We start from the raw sequence: 15292 nt of genomic DNA, 5'->3' as shown, positions 1-15292 counted from the left end.
TGCCGCCGTGGCCGAACACTCGGCCACGGCGGTCAATCCGGCTGACGCGGCCAGTGCTTTCCGCTGTCGGAGAGCGTGGCCGGATCCGTGCTGTACATACCACCCGCGCTCGGTCGCACCGGTGTGAATTCCGACCGGCTGTCGCCGGCTTCCACTTCGGCCAGCCCGACCACGATCACCAATCCGGTGACCACCAGCGACACCGTCGCGATCAACGGCAGCAGCAATTGCACCGGCGTGACACCGTCCACCACGGTCATCGGTTCACCATGGTGTACGCGCATCGCCGCCATCGCCGTGTAGTGCATGCCGCACACCGCGATTCCCATGACCAGCGCGGCGCCCGCCGTCATCAGCAGGCCACGCACGTGCAGCATGAACCACAGCGCCGCCGTGGCCGCTACCACCGCGATCACGAGCGACAACGCCATCAGCGCCGGCTCGTATTCGATGACAGCCTGGGTGCGCATCGCCCACATCCCCAGATAGTGCATGGCAGCCACCCCGAGCCCGGTGATGGCGCCACCCATCGGCAGCGTCACCCACTCGTTGCCGCCCCCCGTGACGACGGTGAGCCCGATCAGCACCACCACGATCGCGATGACCGCGCTGAGCAGCGTCAACGGCACGTCGTAGCGGATGACCGCACCGTCGATGCCGAACCCGAGCATGGCCGTGAAGTGCATGACCCAGATGGCCGCGCCGCCCAGCGCGACCGACGCCGCGATGAGCCACCCGAGCGGTGCGGACGACGCTTTGGCGTGCACCGCGCACCGTAGCCCCAATACCGAACCGATGAACGACAGGCCGAAGGCCAGTACCGGATTCATCCAGCCATTGTTGAAGTGCTCGATATGAAGCACACGCGTTCCCCTGATCTACCCAACGCATTTCGACAGTGGGCTAGAGACTAATCCACAAGCGCAGACAGAACGCGGAGACAGAGAATTCCACGAAACCATTGCAATGCGAAATACTCGCTATCGAGAAATACGAACCGGTCGGAATTCCTGCGAGTCATTCATTCTGCGAACGCGCACGGATCAAAGCAGCCAGCCGATCCAGGGATTCCTGGTTGCGTGCCGAGAAGAGCAGATCTTGCGCCAGGCCGGGGATCAACTGCGCGGGTCCGCGGGCGGCGCGTTCGACCATCCGGATCGTGGTGTGCCCCGGGGATTGTTCGACGAGCGTGAGCGTGATCCATGCCGAGCCGACCGACCACAGCCGCGCCTCCAGCTCCAGCCGGTGCGGCGGGTCGATCGCCCGCACCACCGTCGTATCGCTGATCAGCACCGGCCACAGCCCGAATCGGTAGTGGATGCGGCTGCCGATGGCGGGCCAGCCGGGGTCGACCTCGCCGATGTGCGAGGCGCCGACCACCCAGCTCGCGTAGAGCCAGCCGTCGGCCAGGGTCGCGAACGCCCGCTCCGGCCGCACGGGCACGGTCACCTGGGCTGTCAGCACGTCTGATTTCCTCGTCCGTCGCGGGAGTCCGGTCACCACAGCCTAATTGGTGTCGGGGTCCGCCGCCGGACGTGTTCGCACCGGCCCGGCGGGCACGGCACGCCGAACCCGCGACGATGCGGGAAAATTGCTGTCCGCCGTTTCGACGTGGGATCGTTCCCTTATGTCCACGGAAGAAGCACGGCTCGGCGACCCGCCGAGCCCCGCCGACACGGCGGCCGAACGCACCCTGTTCGGTCACCCCATCGGTTTGACCAACCTGTTCGGCGTCGAGCTGTGGGAGCGTTTCTCCTTCTACGGCATGCTCACCATCCTGGGCTACTACCTCTACTACTCCACCACCGAGGGCGGCCTCGGGATCGCGCAGAGCACCGCGCTCGGCATCGTCGGCGCGTACGGCGGCTTGGTATACCTGTCCACCGTGCTCGGCGGCTGGATTGCCGACCGGGTGCTGGGGATGGAGCGAACGGTCTTCTACGGCGGTGTCGTGGTCGTGGCCGGGCATCTCGCGCTGGCGGTGCTGCCCGGGCTCACCGGTGTCGGCGTGGGTCTGGTGCTGGTCGCGCTGGGCAGTGGCGGGTTGAAGGCGAACGCGTCGTCGTTGCTCGGCACGCTCTACGCGCCGACGGACGCGCGAGTCGACGGCGGGTTCACGCTGTTCTATCTGGGCATCAATATCGGCGCGTTCTGCGGCCCGCTGCTGACCGGCCTGTTGCAGCGCGAGTGGGGTTTCCACGTCGCCTTCGGCGCGGCGGCCATCGGCATGGCGCTCGGCCTGGCCCAGTACGTGATCTTCCGCCGCAATCTCGGCACCCACGGGCGCGAAGTGCCCAATCCCATCACCCGCCGCGAACTGACCCCGGTGCTGATCGGTGTCGCCGTCGCCGCGGTCGTGGTGCTGGTCGCCGTGCTGACGAAGCTGATCACCCTCGAGAATCTGTCCGACGTCACCACCGGCGTCATCGTGGTCGCCTCGGTCGTCTACTTCGCGGTGATGCTGCGCAGCGCCAAGGTGACCCAGGTCGAACGAACGAGGGTGGTCGCGTTCATCCCGCTGTTCATCGCCAACGCGGTGTTCTGGTCGCTGTTCCAGCAGATGTTCACCATGCTCGCGGTGTATTCCGACGAGCGCGTCGACTGGCGGATCTTCGGCTGGGAGGCGCCGGCCAGCTGGATCGGTTCGGTCGAGCCGGTGTGGATCATCGTGCTCTCGCCGCTGTTCGCGCTGATGTGGACCAAGCTCGGCAATCGCGCGCCCAGCACGCCGATCAAGTTCGCGCTCGGCGTCATCGGGATGGGCATCGCGTTCTGGTTGTTCGCGCTGCTCAGCGGGTTCGACGGTAAGACCGTGCCGGTGCTCGCGGTCTTCGCGATCCTCGGCGGCTTCGCGGTCTCGGAATTGCTGCTCTCGCCGATCGGTCTCGCGGTCACCACGCATCTCGCGCCCGCCGCGTTCCGCTCGCAGATGATGGCCCTGTACTTCTTCTCCGTCGGTATCGGCACGTCGATGGCGGGCACGCTGGCCCGCTTCTACAGCCCTGAGAGCGAAACCGCCTACTTCGGGTTCAGCGGTGCCGCGGCCATCGTGGCCGGTCTCGTCGTCGTCGCGTGCGCGCCCTGGATCAAGCGCCGCATGCAGGGCGTGCACTGACCTGGTTACGGGTAATCCCCGATTACGTTCGTGAGAAGAAGGAGAAATACCGTGCCGACACCGCAAGACGCTCCAGACGTGGGCCGATCGCCCGGCCGAGGGAGCGGGTTGTTCCGCACCAAATCCGTCGAGCAGTCGATTCTCGACACCGACGATCCCGATTCCAAACTCCGCAAAGATCTGACGGCCTGGGATCTCACGGTCTTCGGTGTCGCCGTCGTCGTCGGCGCGGGCATCTTCACACTGACCGCGCGCACCGCGGGCAATGTGGCCGGGCCGTCGGTGTCGCTGGCATTCGTTTTCGCGGCGATCGCGTGTGGGCTCACCGCGGTCTGTTATGCGGAATTCGCGTCGACCGTGCCGGTGGCCGGTAGCGCCTATACCTATTCCTACGCCACTTTCGGTGAATTGGTGGCGTGGATCATCGGCTGGGACCTGATCTTGGAATTCGCGCTCGCCGCGTCGGTGGTCGCGAAGGGCTGGTCGCAATATCTCGGCACGGTATTCGGATTCGATTCCGCCACTGTGCAATTGGGGTCGATCACCTTCGACTGGGGCGCGGTGTTACTGCTCGCTGTGCTCGGCGTGCTGCTCGCCGTCGGCACCAAGGTGTCCTCACGGGTGTCGGCCGTCGCGGTGGCGATCAAACTCGCCGTCATCGCGCTGGTGCTCGTGCTCGGTATCACCTATTTCAAGGCGTCCAACCTGAGCCCGTACATCCCGCCGTCGCAGCCCGCCGAGGAAAGCGCCAGCGGACTGCACCAGACGCTGTTCCAGTTCATCACCGGCGCGGGTGACACCAACTTCGGCTGGTACGGCCTGCTCGCCGCGGCCAGCATCGTGTTCTTCGCGTTCATCGGTTTCGACGTGGTGGCGACCGCCGCCGAGGAGACCAAGAACCCGCAGAAGGCGGTGCCGCGCGGCATTCTCGGTTCGCTGCTGATCGTCACCGTGCTCTACGTGGCGGTGACGCTGGTGCTCACCGGCATGGTGCCCTACACCGAGCTGTCCGGTGAGAACGCCACGCTGGCAACGGCGTTCCAGATCCACGGCGTGGACTGGGCCAAGAACGTCATCTCGATCGGCGCCCTGGCCGGCCTCACCACCGTGGTGATGGTGCTGTTCCTCGGGCAGACCCGCGTGCTGTTCGCGATGTCGCGCGACGGTCTGCTGCCCCGCGGGCTTGCCCACACCGGCAAGCGCGGCACGCCGGTGCGCCTCACCGCCATCGTCGGCGTGATCTGCTGCGTGCTGGCCGGTTTCGTCGACTTCGGCACGCTGGAAGAAATGGTGAACATCGGCACGCTGTTCGCCTTCGTCCTGGTCTCGGTGGGCGTCATCGTCCTGCGCCGTACCCGCCCCGACCTGCCCCGCGGCTTCCGTGTCCCCCTGGTCCCCCTCATCCCCATCCTGGCCGTCGCGGCCTGCCTGTGGCTGATGGTGAACCTCTCGGTGGAAACCTGGCTGCGCTTCGTGATCTGGATGGCCATCGGCTTCGCCGTCTACTTCGCCTACGGCCGCCGCCACTCGGTCCTCGGTAAAAAGGCCGCGAGTGACGACTGACCAGCCCCTTCGATGACATGATCGGTCCCGGCGTGGTCTGTTCCGACACGCCGGGCCGACCTTGTCGACCAACAGGATTCCGGTACACCCGTACGATTCGCTACGCTATCCGGGACGCCCCTATAGCCCAATTGGCAGAGGCAGCGGACTTAAAATCCGCACAGTCAGGGTTCGAGTCCCTGTGGGGGCACTCAAATACCAGGTCAAGCCCGGTCACTGGGCCTGAACCGCTCGCAAACTGCGGCTGTGACCAAAAATATGCCAAGAATTCCTGGCCAACTTCCTGTCGCTGATCCTCGAGACGGCGACCGACTGGGGAACGACCTAGCCCTTCGAAAGTGGCATGATGCTGAACACGGTAGCGACGCAGTGCCAGAACAATGGGACCGCCTCACCGACCGGACCTACTATCTGGCCGGGGTTGACATCCGAGAGGCACTCGACGATCACCGTGCCGTCGGCCACCTCGACGAGCGATCCCGGGGCACGGACGACCACTTCCTCGATCGGCGCTTCAGACACCGGCCGGGCCGTGACAATCAGATCGTGCATCGACATCGTCGCTGCCATGTCCCGATCACGGCCCGAGCGCACGACGCTATCCACGATGTCGGTCAGGTGCTGCATGTGGGGGTGCCGCTCGGACAACCCCCGATAGAAGCGCGCGATCTCGCTCCAGGGCACCTCATGGAAGTCCTCGGTCCACGCACTGAGCCCGTTGCTCCTCATACGTCCAACTATGCCCACCCGTAGGCCGTGAAAGCCAGTGTCCGAAAAGTCAGTTCAACTCGCGCACTCTGCAACCGCTCATCACCACGTTGACGATGTAGAGCGTTCCCGACGTTTGCCGAGAATGGTGGTCGATGGTCAGGCCACCTACCGGCTGGTTTAGGAGACGCGCACGATGGTGACGTTGGCGCTCGTCTGTACTGCTGCGTGGTTTCTGCGTACCCGCACATCCCATCTAGACCTGCGTGTCGTCTCCCACAACATCCCTGGATGGCAGTGAACCCGGACTTGCCTTCCGCAGGCGGCGTCGAGGTTGCTGTGCACGTCGCAGCCCTGGCGTTCGTTTCTGCTGATTCACATTTGCAGCCTGCGCCAAGGCCGCTGTGATCACTGCGTGGTACTGATCAATATGCTCTTCAGTGCGACCTGGCATTTGCCCGATGAGTCGTTCAGCACTCAGTAGGTAGCTCTGAACGAGTGGCTCCTGAAAGAAGTACCTCATCTGGTCCTGGGTGCTGGACTGGACTTTGATGAAGGTACTGGCGATGTAGCCACTTGTGGCAGCACATGTAGCAGTGACGATCGCCGCCGCGTACTTGCTCGCCGCGTCGCTGCCGAATATTGCTGCCGCGATCCCGCTCACGACGAGCAATAGACCGACAACCATGGCCCACGTGCTGGCTCGGTGAGAGCTAGACGCCTGGTCGCGTGCGATCTGGTCATAGGTTGACATCTGTTTGCGGTTCGCAGCGAGAAACCCCATCACATCGCTTGGGTCTTGGACCTGCTCGAAAGCCGAGTCCGCTGTCGCCTTCATTCGACCGATCCACTGGTTCGCGTAGGCAAACTGTGCAGTGGTGTAGGTGTACCAACCTATCCCAGCGACGATAAACCCACCGCCCGCAAGAATCATCGCTGCCCACCATCGCCCTGTCTCCGCCCACCACGTTCCTTCAGGCCGAGCGACGGACCAGGCGAGAACTCCGAAACCCAGCGGAACGAGCGCCCCAATGTAGTACCGAATTGCTCTTCGTAAAGCGTCGCTGCGCTCTTGCGACTGCAACCACATCCGCTGACGATCCGCGGACGCGAAATCCACCGTCTGCGGCAGACGACCCGAGGTTGGTTGACCTTCGATCACCTTCGCGTCAGCGATAGCATCTCGCCCCCTGCGCAGTCCGCTTGAGGCGCCTACGGGCGGCTTCGTACCGTCGGCCATATCGGGATCTTACGGTACTCGAACCGCGCTTCAGAAGGATTATAGGCATCAGCTACCATTAATCCTTACCCTCCTTGAACTGGTTGTTCGACGGCAGTTCCGCATTGAGGTTCCCCCGCTTTCTCGGAGGGCTCTGACGGTGGTCCGATAGGACCGGAAGCAGTCATTCGTGGCAGCACCGAAGAAGTACCCGGACGAATTGAAGGCGCGGGCCGTGCGGCTGTATCGGGAGTCGGAACCGAAGCCGACGATCCGGAAGCTGCCAACGCAGCCCGGGGTGCATCACGAAGCGTTGCGGCTGTGGATTCGCCAATCGGAGACTGATGGCGGCGAGCGAGACGATCGCCCGACGACCGACATGCTGGCCGAGAACCGAGCTCTGAAGAAGCGGGTCGCGGAGCTGGAGCGAGTCAATGCCGTATTGCGTGATGCGAGTGCGTATTTCGCCTCGGAGCTCGGCCAGACCCGACGGTGATCGTGGCGTTCGTCAGCGAACATCCACAGCACCCGGTCGAGCTCGTATTACGGGTTCTGGGCATCGCGTCCTCGACGTATTACGGCTGGTTGCGGCAGGCGCAGACGCCGTCACGGCGGCAACTGGCCGATCAAGAGCTGCTGGCCGAGATCGTTGACATCCATACCCGCTCCGGCGGAACCTACGGGTCACCACGCGTGCACGCGATGCTGGCTCGGCGCGTGTTCTCGGTCGGTCGCAAACGAGTCGAGCGGCTGATGCGGGGTGCGGGTTTGCAGGGCGCGTTCTCGCGCAGGGAGTGGCGGCTGGGCTCGACCCGGCATGATCGGCGTGCCACCCCAGCTCCGGACCTGGTGAATCGTGACTTCACTGCCGGGGAGCCGGACCGGTTGTGGGTTGCCGATGCCACTCGCATCGTCTGCGGTGAGGGTGTGTTCTGGCTGGCCGCGGTCCGGGACGCGTTCTCGAACGCCGATCGTGGGCTGGAAGTGTTCGACCGTTGCGACACCGAACTGGTCCTCGGTGCTCTCGAGTACGCGGTCTGGACCTGCGATGTCCGGGACGGGCAGCTGGTTCATCATTCCGACCGCGGGTCGACCTACACGGCGATCCGGTTCGCTAACCGGCTGGCCGACAACGGAATAGCACAATCCATGGGGTCGGTCGGTGACAGTTACGACAACGCCCTCATGGAGAACTTCTTCTCGACCTTGAAGACCGAGTTGGTGTATCGGAACAGTTGGCGGACAAGGGAAGACGCCGAGAACGCCTTGTTCGCCTACATCGACGGCTGGTACAACACCCAGCGGATCCAGAAGAAGCTCGGCTGGCGATCACCCGACGAGTACGAAGCCAGCTATCATCACCGGGTTCCTGCTGGAACCAGATAATCCGCTCTCCGGATTAGCGGGGCACCTCAGATGCTGGATCAACCCGAATCCCGGTCTCCTGTCACGACCTGGTGACCTCGATCTCGCCCTGATCGCTGACGATCTCAACGCGCGCCTTAACGGAACGCAGGTAATCCCATGTATCGCAATCGAACTGGTTACCGACGACGACCTGAACAGAACCGGGACAGGTCACCCGGCCCACTGGATTGTCTCCCACACCCTGCAGCCGGTTTGCCACCTGCTGCTCCAGCGCCGCCTGGTCCAGCACCCGCGGTGGTTCGGCGGGGTCGAGGTCAGCGACCGCCACCTTTACCGTCACCACCACCGCGCACACAGCGACTACAACCGACGAGACGGCAGTAACGATCCGGGCAACACTCTGTTGATCAGCCACCCGATATTCCTATCCGCCACCCATCCCGCTGACAAGAGCTGAGACGCTGCCATCAGCCCCGACGCGGTACGGCATTGTCTGTTCGGATTCCTCGGGGTACGGCAGAATATCGCTAGGCTGGACCCGGTTGGCGAGTTGAGAATTCGGGCCCGTGGGGCTCCGAAGTTCGTTCATCAGGCGACAAGGAGATGTTCGTGGCAGATCCATGTGAAGGCAAACGGCATATCGTCGACGAACTTGAGCAGCAGCTCTCCAGCATGCAGGATGTCCCTCTCAGCGACATTCCTCCCAAGCACAGGCCTGCATGGGAAGCGTCAATTACGCAGCTCCGGCGAGCACTGGATAGGGCTCGCGATGCCTTGGCTGAGTGCGAGCGACTCAATCCGTCTCCCCCGGAACCCCGAGCCTGACTTCGAGGACGGCACCGCGCGCATCGGATCGCTTCCCGTCAGTGCGCGGTCGCCCGACAGCCTGGCTTCCCTTTGACCCACTTATCGGGGGTCAGAAATCCGGCCATCGTGCACGGCGAGCGGCCACCTCAAGAACGTGCCGAACGGCTCGTGTCACGTCCGGTCGTCGCCCCGAACTGACCTGCGCGTGCCGACCGCCTTCGCTCTGGCAAGGTCAGGCAGCCGACACGCGCAGGCTTCTATCCGTGACGGTCTGACATGCACCCGACCGCCACGCTCATCCCCCGGAGGGAGTAGTCAGAGGTCCGCCGCTGTAGCCATCTGACCGGCACCGCCCGCCTGGCCGAACGTGCAGCCGGGCGGGCGGAGCTGTCTACGCGGCAGACAATGCGTCACTGCGGCGTGAGCTTCTCGGCCCACTGGTGGCACTCGTCCAGCGAGAACGCGGGACGGTTGACCGCAAGGTTGACCCCTGCTCGATCGCTAGTGAGCCACCAGAAGCCCTTGCGCCAGATCCCCCACATGCCGTTAGGCAGGGGATGCGGGCCCACAACGGAAGCCCACTGGCGACACCGGTCGAGAGTGGCGCCCGTGAATCGGCAGAACGTTTCGAGGGTGCCGTCTCGGTCGATGGTTACCCGCCACCATCCGTTCGACTTGTTCGCCCACATGCCGTTGCTGAGGACGATCGGTCCGATCATGTCGGCCGGTTCGGCTTCTGGTTCGGCCGGTTCGGGTGCGGCCGCGTTGATCGCCGCGGTTGTGTCTGCGTGCAGCACGGTCAGTTCCCGCGCCAAGTCATCGTCATTCACGACGCTCGGACCCTCCCCGGCTCGAGCTGCCCGGCGGATGGGCTCGGGGACATGATCCCGCGCTCCACCAGCAGCGCGAACGCCGCGCGTTTCGCTGGGCACTCGTCTCGCTGGCAGACCCGATGCTGCCGCATCAGAATGCGCGCATAGTCGACCGTGATCGGTCCGCGTGGTGCGGCATGGTTCAGGACCGGCGACGGGCGGCCCTCTGCTTCGTGCTCGCTGCTGATTCGGTCGATGATTTCCTGCACCGTGACCGCGTTCGCCGCGGAGCGTGGCTCCGGTGCTCGCGACTGCTCCGGCACTTCGTCCTGGATATCCCGCTGTAACCCCCACATGGCGGCCTTCTCTCTCCAGAGTTGGTGTGCCTCCGCCGCCGGGGGATGAGAGCCACCCGGCGGCGCGGCTGCAATCAGATTCGCGGCGTGCAAGAGCGCAGAGGGACAGCAAAAGGACAGTGACAACGCGCGACAAGGTGGCACACGTGCACGTACGCTCGGATACATGGGCACGCACGTAGGGCAGGCCATCGCGACGGAACGCAAAGTGGCCGGCCTGAATCAACGCCAGCTTGCGACCCGCGCCGCCTATTCGCTGTCGATGGTCAAAGCTGTCGAGCAGGGGCGAGAGATCGCGTCGCCGGGGTTCATCGCGGCCGTGTCCCGCGTGCTCGGCGTCGACCCCGACCGACTCATCGGCACGCCCTATGTGGACACCATCGAGGAAGAGGGCCCCCTTGCGGGGCTCGCCGAATTGCGCGCTGTCCTCGCCGAGGGCGCCTACGTGCAGCCGCTCGACCCGCCACCCGCCGCAGAGCTGGCGAACGAACTGGCCGCCGTCGAGACAGCGCTACGCAACGACCGCACCCGCCGCGCTCTCGCTGCCCTGCCCACCCTGCTGCGTATGGCACACGGCGCCGCGCACGCGGCCGCCGATGACGCCGAGCGGGAACGCGCGTATGAACTGCTGTGCGCCGCATACATCGCCGCCGAGGGTGCGTGCTGCCGACTCGGGTACTCGTCGCTGACCGCGCTGGTACTCGACCGGCTCGACTCTGCGGCGACGCACACCACGGACTCCGCCTACGCGGTCCGTTCGTTGGTGAAGCGGTCACGGCTGCTGATGGCGCACGGGTCCACTGATGTCGCAATGTCCTTGGTAGACAGAGGTATTGGACTCGTGCCTGGTGACACCGAGGGCGAACGAGTGTTGCGCGGGTATGCCCACTTGCGCGGCGCGATTGTTGCGGCACGCGGTCGACGTCTCGACGTTGCGCGCGACCACATCTCGGAGGCACGATCACTCGCACGCACGATGACCCACGAAAGCGACCTGTACACAACCGACTTCGGTCCGGGCAACGTCGAGATTCACGCGTGCGCAGTCGAGCTGGAGGCCGGCGACCCCGGCAAGGCTGCTCGCGACGGGGCCGCGTTGATTCTGCCCGGTGACATGGCCGCGCCACGGGCAGGACACCACTGGCAAGACAACGCACGCGCCTGGCTCATGGCGGGGAAGCAGGATCGCGCGTTGGCCGCGCTGAACAAGGCCCGCGCTGCCGCACCACAGCAAACCCGCCTGCACCCAGCTGTACGAGAAACGATGTACGGGATCGCCGCCGCGCAACGTCGCCAATCCGAAAGCCTGCTCGGGTTCGCACACTGGCTCGGCGCGAGTTTGTAGACCGGCGCGCTTCTCATCGGCCCCCGGTCCACCGAGGGCGGTTTGTTGATCTCCTGTGCGTTGGCGCCGCCGGTGCGGTTGCCTGGACCCAATCGACGCGAATCGGACCGCTGACAAACGGCGGGGGGAAGGTGGCGAGGTGACGGAACAGGACGACTCGGCGCGGCTGGCTCATGAGTTCTTGCGTGCCCGCAGCAAAGCATCCGGTGACCAGTTCGAGAACTTCTACCGCTCGCGCAATCTCGATATGGACGAACGGTATTGGACCGCTGAACAGCGCGCCGAGTTCAAGCAGGAGGCCGACAAGCTGACTGCGGAATGGAAGGTCAAGCAGGAGGAGCTGCTGGCCACGCTGCGCGCCGAGTACCCCGGCGGCGAGTGGACTCGAGACTGAGGGGGCGCACCCCGCGCCGCGGTTTGTTGATCTCCTGTGGGTTCGTTGATCTCCCGTGCGGTGACGCAAACCGGCGCGTTGATGGATCGCCTTGGCCGGTCCGAGTAGGTCGCCGTGCACCGTGCGCCTCACAATCCGAGGTATGCGCATCGTGACCCCGACACCAGCCACCGCCGACGAACTCCGCATCGTCCGTTCGTGGATGGCCTGCCCGGAAATACGTCGCTGGTTTCCCGGCCTCGACCCGCTCGCGTCAGCGTTCCGCTATAGCGACCTCGACGGCCAGCAGTTCGGGCACGTCCGGACAACCGAACTGGTTGTATGCGCCGGCCACTGGGCACCGGAGGTACCGGTACACCCGGAATGCAGGGGCCGCGCCGATGGGCGCCTAGTTGCTGCCACCCGGGCGACGCCCCCTTACTTTCCCCGCATAAACGACCGGACACACCCACATTCCGTCACACACAACCACACACGGACTAACCACCGAAACCCACTGTGGCACTACATATTCAGACTCAACCACACGCATCCACGAACGTGACGAAAGGCCCCCGCCGACACCCGCACAGTCAGGGTTCGAGTCCCTGTGGGGGCACTCAAATACCAGGTCAGGCCCGGTCGCTGGGTCTGGGGACGTGCAAAATATGGGCGATTCCCAAAAACACCAAGAATTCGCGCCGAAACTTCCTGTTGCCTGCCAAGCCCAGCCATCGTCATGCGGGACCGCCGCAGCGAGTAGATCCCCCAGTTCCGAAACATGCCCACCCAGCTCCTCTCACGTGAGTTCGGGCCAAAACCGACTCGTGTCGACTCGCGATGGTCAGGTAAACATCATGGCCACGGAACGAACCTGCCTGGCCGATGACACCCCCGGACGGATGGACGCTGTGGCTCTCCGCTGTGGTGGCCGGACGCACCAAGACATCCCGCTATGCGCCGACGAAGACCTGGTGCCGGTGTTGAGCGAATGGGCTGCCGATGACCGTCGGGTTCTGACCGACCTGGGCGAACCGACTTGCCGACTACGCCACCATGGCCTCTGCCCACGGCGAGATCGACGAGAGCGGCCTTTTCCAACCTGGTTGTATAGCAACCAGTTTCACCGAAAATGATCGCGGCTCAGGACTATGGATTCGGTCCTTGGGGCCCGATCAACTCGATCCGAACGACCGCTGGCCCGAAGCGATCGTTGCCCGCGCCGTCGGTGAGTTCTCCGCGCCCCGGCGATCTCGTCCTGGATCCGATGCGGCGGAATCGGCACCACCCTCGTCGAGTCGCTGCACCTGGGCCGCCGCGCGGTCGGTGTCGAATACGAGACCCGGTGGGCGGAGCTGGCACGCACCAACATCGGACTCGCCCGGGAAGCGGGTATCGGACTCGATGCGGCCGTCCACTCCGGTGATGCCCGCAAGCTGGGCGAGCTGGCCCCGCACGAGTTGCGGGGTCAGGTGGATCTGGTGATCACCTCCCCGCCCTACGGCGACAGCCTCCACGACCATGTTCGCGCCAACGGTGCCGACCCGGTCCGCAAAACCAACCACCGCTACGGCCGAGTCCTGGACCGCGGCAACCTCGCCAACGTCGGCCTCGGCCGCCTACTGTCGGGGTTCACCAAGATCCTCGCCGGGCCCCCTACTCGACGAGCATTCTATTCCATACGTCCAAGCCTCTCCCTACGCATAGCTTCCGTAGATTCGCGAATCCTCTGCTGGATACGCCAGGAATCCCGAAGGAATTCGATGAACCCATCTGCAAGCCTTTCCTCCTCGGAAGTACCCTCCTGGTAGCCATAGACTGCACCGGATCCACGCTTGAAGAAATACACTTTATAACCTTGATGATGACCGAAGAAAAAGCGGCCATCCAACGTTAACCCCTTGCCGGAGACATCTTCGGCCGCCTCTACCGCATCGAGCATTCGCGGAAAGAATAGGTCAGTTCCTCTAAAGAGGGTGCCAGCCTTCTTTCCCATCTTTTCAAGAAAGGCCTGATACTCATCAGGGATGGGGAAGCCTTCGGGGGCAATGGAATAAACCTGTGCGATCTCCGCCGAGTCACACCCTATTATCGTGTCGCTCGTTGCAAATCCGGACTCAATCAACTCATGACTGAACATCTCTATGTCGTGGTCACTACCGTCATCCACCATAGGTAACCTTCACCTGCACTCCAGGGTATTTCTTCATGAATTCTTCTACCACACTCTGGCAAGCATCGCAAGGTTCACGCTCAGTATATAAGTCGATTGTCCCCGTTGCGCCAGGCTCAAGCTGTTGCGCTAAGCTATCAAGAATTTTAAACTCGGAGTCCGTAGGCCGGACCGTTAGCTTATCGTCGGACTCTGGCTTTAGGACCGGGTTCTCCGGTTTTTGCACCGTGCCCGTTGGAGAGTCGTCGCCACTGACCGCGTCTAGGCTGATTTGCTGTCCGTTAATCTCGCCCCGCGCCACGGCGACATTACGAGTTTTCTTTATCGTTTCTCCGCTTGCAGCCAGGCGTTCGCGAACCTTTTCGGCTTCCTCTGCTCCATTGATTGGAGATTGTCCTTGGTCTGTGAGCGCTACGCCCTGCCTTTCAGTGATCAGTATTGGCAGTGCGACGATGGTCAGCAGCTGGCCGTTGGTCAGCTCTGCTGTGGTGAAGGTGAGGCCGCCGAGTGTAGCGAGGAAGGTGTTGGCAGGTCCGGCGATGGCCCCGGCGGCATCGTTGAGGAAGTCGATATCGATCTCGACTTTGTTTCCGTTGGGGTCGGATGATTGTTGCTTGCTTGGTGTTTTTGTTTTTGTTGGTGGCTCTTTGACGGTTACCGTCGAACGCCCAATCGAGATGGCGGTGACGACCACGACCATCGCGAACTGGGTGTTGATGTCCGCGCGCATCGTCGTCAGAGCAACCTTGTGGGCCTCGATCGCCGCTGCGATATCGCCGGCCGCGGTACGGATGTCGCGGAGGCTGTGAGCGAGCGTGCGAAGGTTGGTTGCGTGGTTCGGAATGTCTCTTGGGACCTGAGATCCGAAGCCGCGCTCCAGCCCGGAGGCGACCGTGAGTAGTTGTGCCACACCGTATTCAAGCGGGTCTGAATTGCCGAAGGTCTTCCATGCGGTTGCCGCGCGCTCGAGGTTTTCGGTGTCGCCGTCAGGGACTTGGCCGCCAGAGACAAGCGTGGTGACTTTGTCTTGTAGTTCGGTCCAGTCTGTTTGCAGTCCGTTACTGTATGTTCCCGATGAGGCGACACCAGCAGCTATGCCCGGGCCGTAGGGTAGTTCCGTGGGGAAGCCGGTGGGCAACGTTGGGGGGTCGCCTTTGTTGGGGTCGATGTTGGCGATGTATTCCCCGAGCGTCCAGTTGTAGTTGGACGCGGTCAGTATGTCGGCATATTTTCGCAGGGCGCGCGCGAAGTTGGTCGAGACCGTGGCCACTGCGGCGGCGCGGATATCGTAGGCCTTCGACCACGGCTGGACTGCTCTATATCCCCCGGCCATCGCGGGGGTGTCTAAAATAACGGTTTGCAGTGAGTTGTAGACGGTTTGGAATTTCTCCGATAGGTCGTAGCAGGCCTTGGCTGCGGTCTCATAGGACTGCGGGGAGATCGAGGCCACAAA

The 15292-nt window shown here is 63.6% G+C and carries 15 protein-coding genes, 1 tRNA gene and 1 pseudogene; 8 read left to right on the top strand and 9 right to left on the bottom strand.

Annotated features, from left to right (window positions below):
* Positions 1 to 32: 32 nt before the first annotated feature.
* Complete coding sequence (locus ACFTS5_RS27020) at positions 33 to 830, bottom strand: MHYT domain-containing protein (protein ID WP_378636176.1); 798 nt, start codon at positions 828 to 830, stop codon at positions 33 to 35.
* Positions 831 to 1017: 187 nt separating this feature from the next.
* Positions 1018 to 1464 carry an SRPBCC family protein gene (locus ACFTS5_RS27015; protein WP_378636173.1) on the bottom strand — a complete coding sequence of 149 codons (447 nt, stop codon included), beginning with the start codon at positions 1462 to 1464 and terminating at the stop codon, positions 1018 to 1020.
* 163 nt (positions 1465 to 1627) lie between these two features.
* Between ACFTS5_RS27015 and ACFTS5_RS27010 the strand changes: the two genes are divergently transcribed.
* The 3 genes from ACFTS5_RS27010 to ACFTS5_RS27000 all read left to right on the top strand — a co-directional run bounded on the left by ACFTS5_RS27010 (position 1628) and on the right by ACFTS5_RS27000 (position 4868).
* Complete coding sequence (locus ACFTS5_RS27010) at positions 1628 to 3115, top strand: peptide MFS transporter (protein WP_378636171.1); 1488 nt, start codon at positions 1628 to 1630, stop codon at positions 3113 to 3115.
* 51 nt (positions 3116 to 3166) lie between these two features.
* The gene (locus ACFTS5_RS27005; protein ID WP_378636168.1) at positions 3167 to 4678 is read left to right on the top strand and encodes an APC family permease; all 1512 of its coding nucleotides are present in this window, start codon (positions 3167 to 3169) and stop codon (positions 4676 to 4678) included.
* 116 nt (positions 4679 to 4794) lie between these two features.
* Positions 4795 to 4868 (top strand) — tRNA-Leu (locus tag ACFTS5_RS27000).
* 134 nt (positions 4869 to 5002) lie between these two features.
* On the opposite strand, the gene ACFTS5_RS26995 is transcribed toward ACFTS5_RS27000, so the two are convergent.
* Positions 5003 to 5407: a hypothetical protein gene (locus tag ACFTS5_RS26995; protein WP_378636166.1), complete on the bottom strand. Its 405-nt coding sequence runs from the start codon at positions 5405 to 5407 to the stop codon at positions 5003 to 5005.
* A 235-nt stretch (positions 5408 to 5642) separates the two neighbouring features.
* On the bottom strand, positions 5643 to 6320 hold the full coding sequence (locus ACFTS5_RS26990) for a hypothetical protein (protein ID WP_378636163.1): 678 nt from the start codon (positions 6318 to 6320) through the stop codon (positions 5643 to 5645).
* Positions 6321 to 6795: 475 nt separating this feature from the next.
* Between ACFTS5_RS26990 and ACFTS5_RS26985 the strand changes: the two genes are divergently transcribed.
* Together ACFTS5_RS26985 and ACFTS5_RS26980 are read left to right on the top strand one after the other, a co-directional pair.
* Entirely contained in the window at positions 6796 to 7101 is a 306-nt protein-coding gene (locus ACFTS5_RS26985; RefSeq protein WP_378636161.1) for a transposase, read from the top strand.
* Positions 7102 to 7103: 2 nt separating this feature from the next.
* A complete protein-coding gene (locus tag ACFTS5_RS26980; RefSeq protein ID WP_378636158.1) occupies positions 7104 to 7991 on the top strand; it encodes an IS3 family transposase in 888 nt (295 codons plus the stop codon).
* A 61-nt stretch (positions 7992 to 8052) separates the two neighbouring features.
* Here ACFTS5_RS26980 and ACFTS5_RS26975 read toward each other — a convergent pair whose 3' ends face one another.
* From ACFTS5_RS26975 to ACFTS5_RS26965, 3 genes are all read right to left on the bottom strand, one after another.
* Positions 8053 to 8388, bottom strand: a complete 336-nt coding sequence (locus ACFTS5_RS26975) for a DUF4333 domain-containing protein (protein ID WP_378636155.1) — start codon at positions 8386 to 8388, stop codon at positions 8053 to 8055.
* Positions 8389 to 9190: 802 nt separating this feature from the next.
* The gene (locus ACFTS5_RS26970; RefSeq protein ID WP_378636153.1) at positions 9191 to 9610 is read right to left on the bottom strand and encodes a hypothetical protein; all 420 of its coding nucleotides are present in this window, start codon (positions 9608 to 9610) and stop codon (positions 9191 to 9193) included.
* Entirely contained in the window at positions 9607 to 9915 is a 309-nt protein-coding gene (locus ACFTS5_RS26965) for a hypothetical protein (RefSeq protein ID WP_378636150.1), read from the bottom strand. The genes ACFTS5_RS26970 and ACFTS5_RS26965 overlap by 4 nt, the downstream gene beginning before the upstream one ends.
* Before the next feature lie 199 nt (positions 9916 to 10114).
* Here ACFTS5_RS26965 and ACFTS5_RS26960 point away from each other — a divergent pair, with 199 nt between their 5' ends.
* The 3 genes and pseudogenes from ACFTS5_RS26960 to ACFTS5_RS26950 all read left to right on the top strand — a co-directional run.
* Positions 10115 to 11293, top strand: coding sequence for a helix-turn-helix domain-containing protein (locus ACFTS5_RS26960; protein ID WP_378636148.1), 1179 nt, complete (start codon positions 10115 to 10117; stop codon positions 11291 to 11293).
* A gap of 139 nt (positions 11294 to 11432) precedes the next feature.
* Positions 11433 to 11687 carry a hypothetical protein gene (locus tag ACFTS5_RS26955; protein WP_378636146.1) on the top strand — a complete coding sequence of 85 codons (255 nt, stop codon included), beginning with the start codon at positions 11433 to 11435 and terminating at the stop codon, positions 11685 to 11687.
* Positions 11688 to 12916: 1229 nt separating this feature from the next.
* Positions 12917 to 13135, top strand: a pseudogene (locus ACFTS5_RS26950) (hypothetical protein); the annotation flags it as partial.
* 203 nt (positions 13136 to 13338) lie between these two features.
* Here ACFTS5_RS26950 and ACFTS5_RS26945 read toward each other — a convergent pair.
* Together ACFTS5_RS26945 and ACFTS5_RS26940 are read right to left on the bottom strand one after the other, a co-directional pair.
* Positions 13339 to 13839 carry an SMI1/KNR4 family protein gene (locus ACFTS5_RS26945; RefSeq protein ID WP_378636144.1) on the bottom strand — a complete coding sequence of 167 codons (501 nt, stop codon included), beginning with the start codon at positions 13837 to 13839 and terminating at the stop codon, positions 13339 to 13341.
* Complete coding sequence (locus ACFTS5_RS26940; protein WP_378636142.1) at positions 13829 to 15289, bottom strand: deaminase domain-containing protein; 1461 nt, start codon at positions 15287 to 15289, stop codon at positions 13829 to 13831. The genes ACFTS5_RS26945 and ACFTS5_RS26940 overlap by 11 nt, the downstream gene beginning before the upstream one ends.
* Between the last annotated feature and the right edge of the window lie 3 nt (positions 15290 to 15292).

The organism is Nocardia sp. NPDC056952, assembly GCF_042674185.1.
GTDB lineage: Bacteria > Actinomycetota > Actinomycetes > Mycobacteriales > Mycobacteriaceae > Nocardia.
The sequence above is the reverse complement of the archived record's forward strand: the minus strand, read 5'-3'. Positions and strand labels throughout refer to the sequence as shown.

Excerpts from the sequence above, each read along its gene's own strand:
- ACFTS5_RS26960 (WP_378636148.1), top strand. The coding sequence starts at position 10,115 with ATGGGCACGCACGTAGGGCAGGCCATCGCGACGGAACGCAAAGTGGCC.
- ACFTS5_RS27020 (WP_378636176.1), bottom strand. The coding sequence starts at position 830 with ATGAATCCGGTACTGGCCTTCGGCCTGTCGTTCATCGGTTCGGTATTG.
- ACFTS5_RS27010 (WP_378636171.1), top strand. The coding sequence starts at position 1,628 with ATGTCCACGGAAGAAGCACGGCTCGGCGACCCGCCGAGCCCCGCCGAC.
- ACFTS5_RS26990 (WP_378636163.1), bottom strand. The coding sequence starts at position 6,320 with ATGATTCTTGCGGGCGGTGGGTTTATCGTCGCTGGGATAGGTTGGTAC.
- ACFTS5_RS26945 (WP_378636144.1), bottom strand. The coding sequence starts at position 13,839 with ATGGTGGATGACGGTAGTGACCACGACATAGAGATGTTCAGTCATGAG.
- ACFTS5_RS26995 (WP_378636166.1), bottom strand. The coding sequence starts at position 5,407 with ATGAGGAGCAACGGGCTCAGTGCGTGGACCGAGGACTTCCATGAGGTG.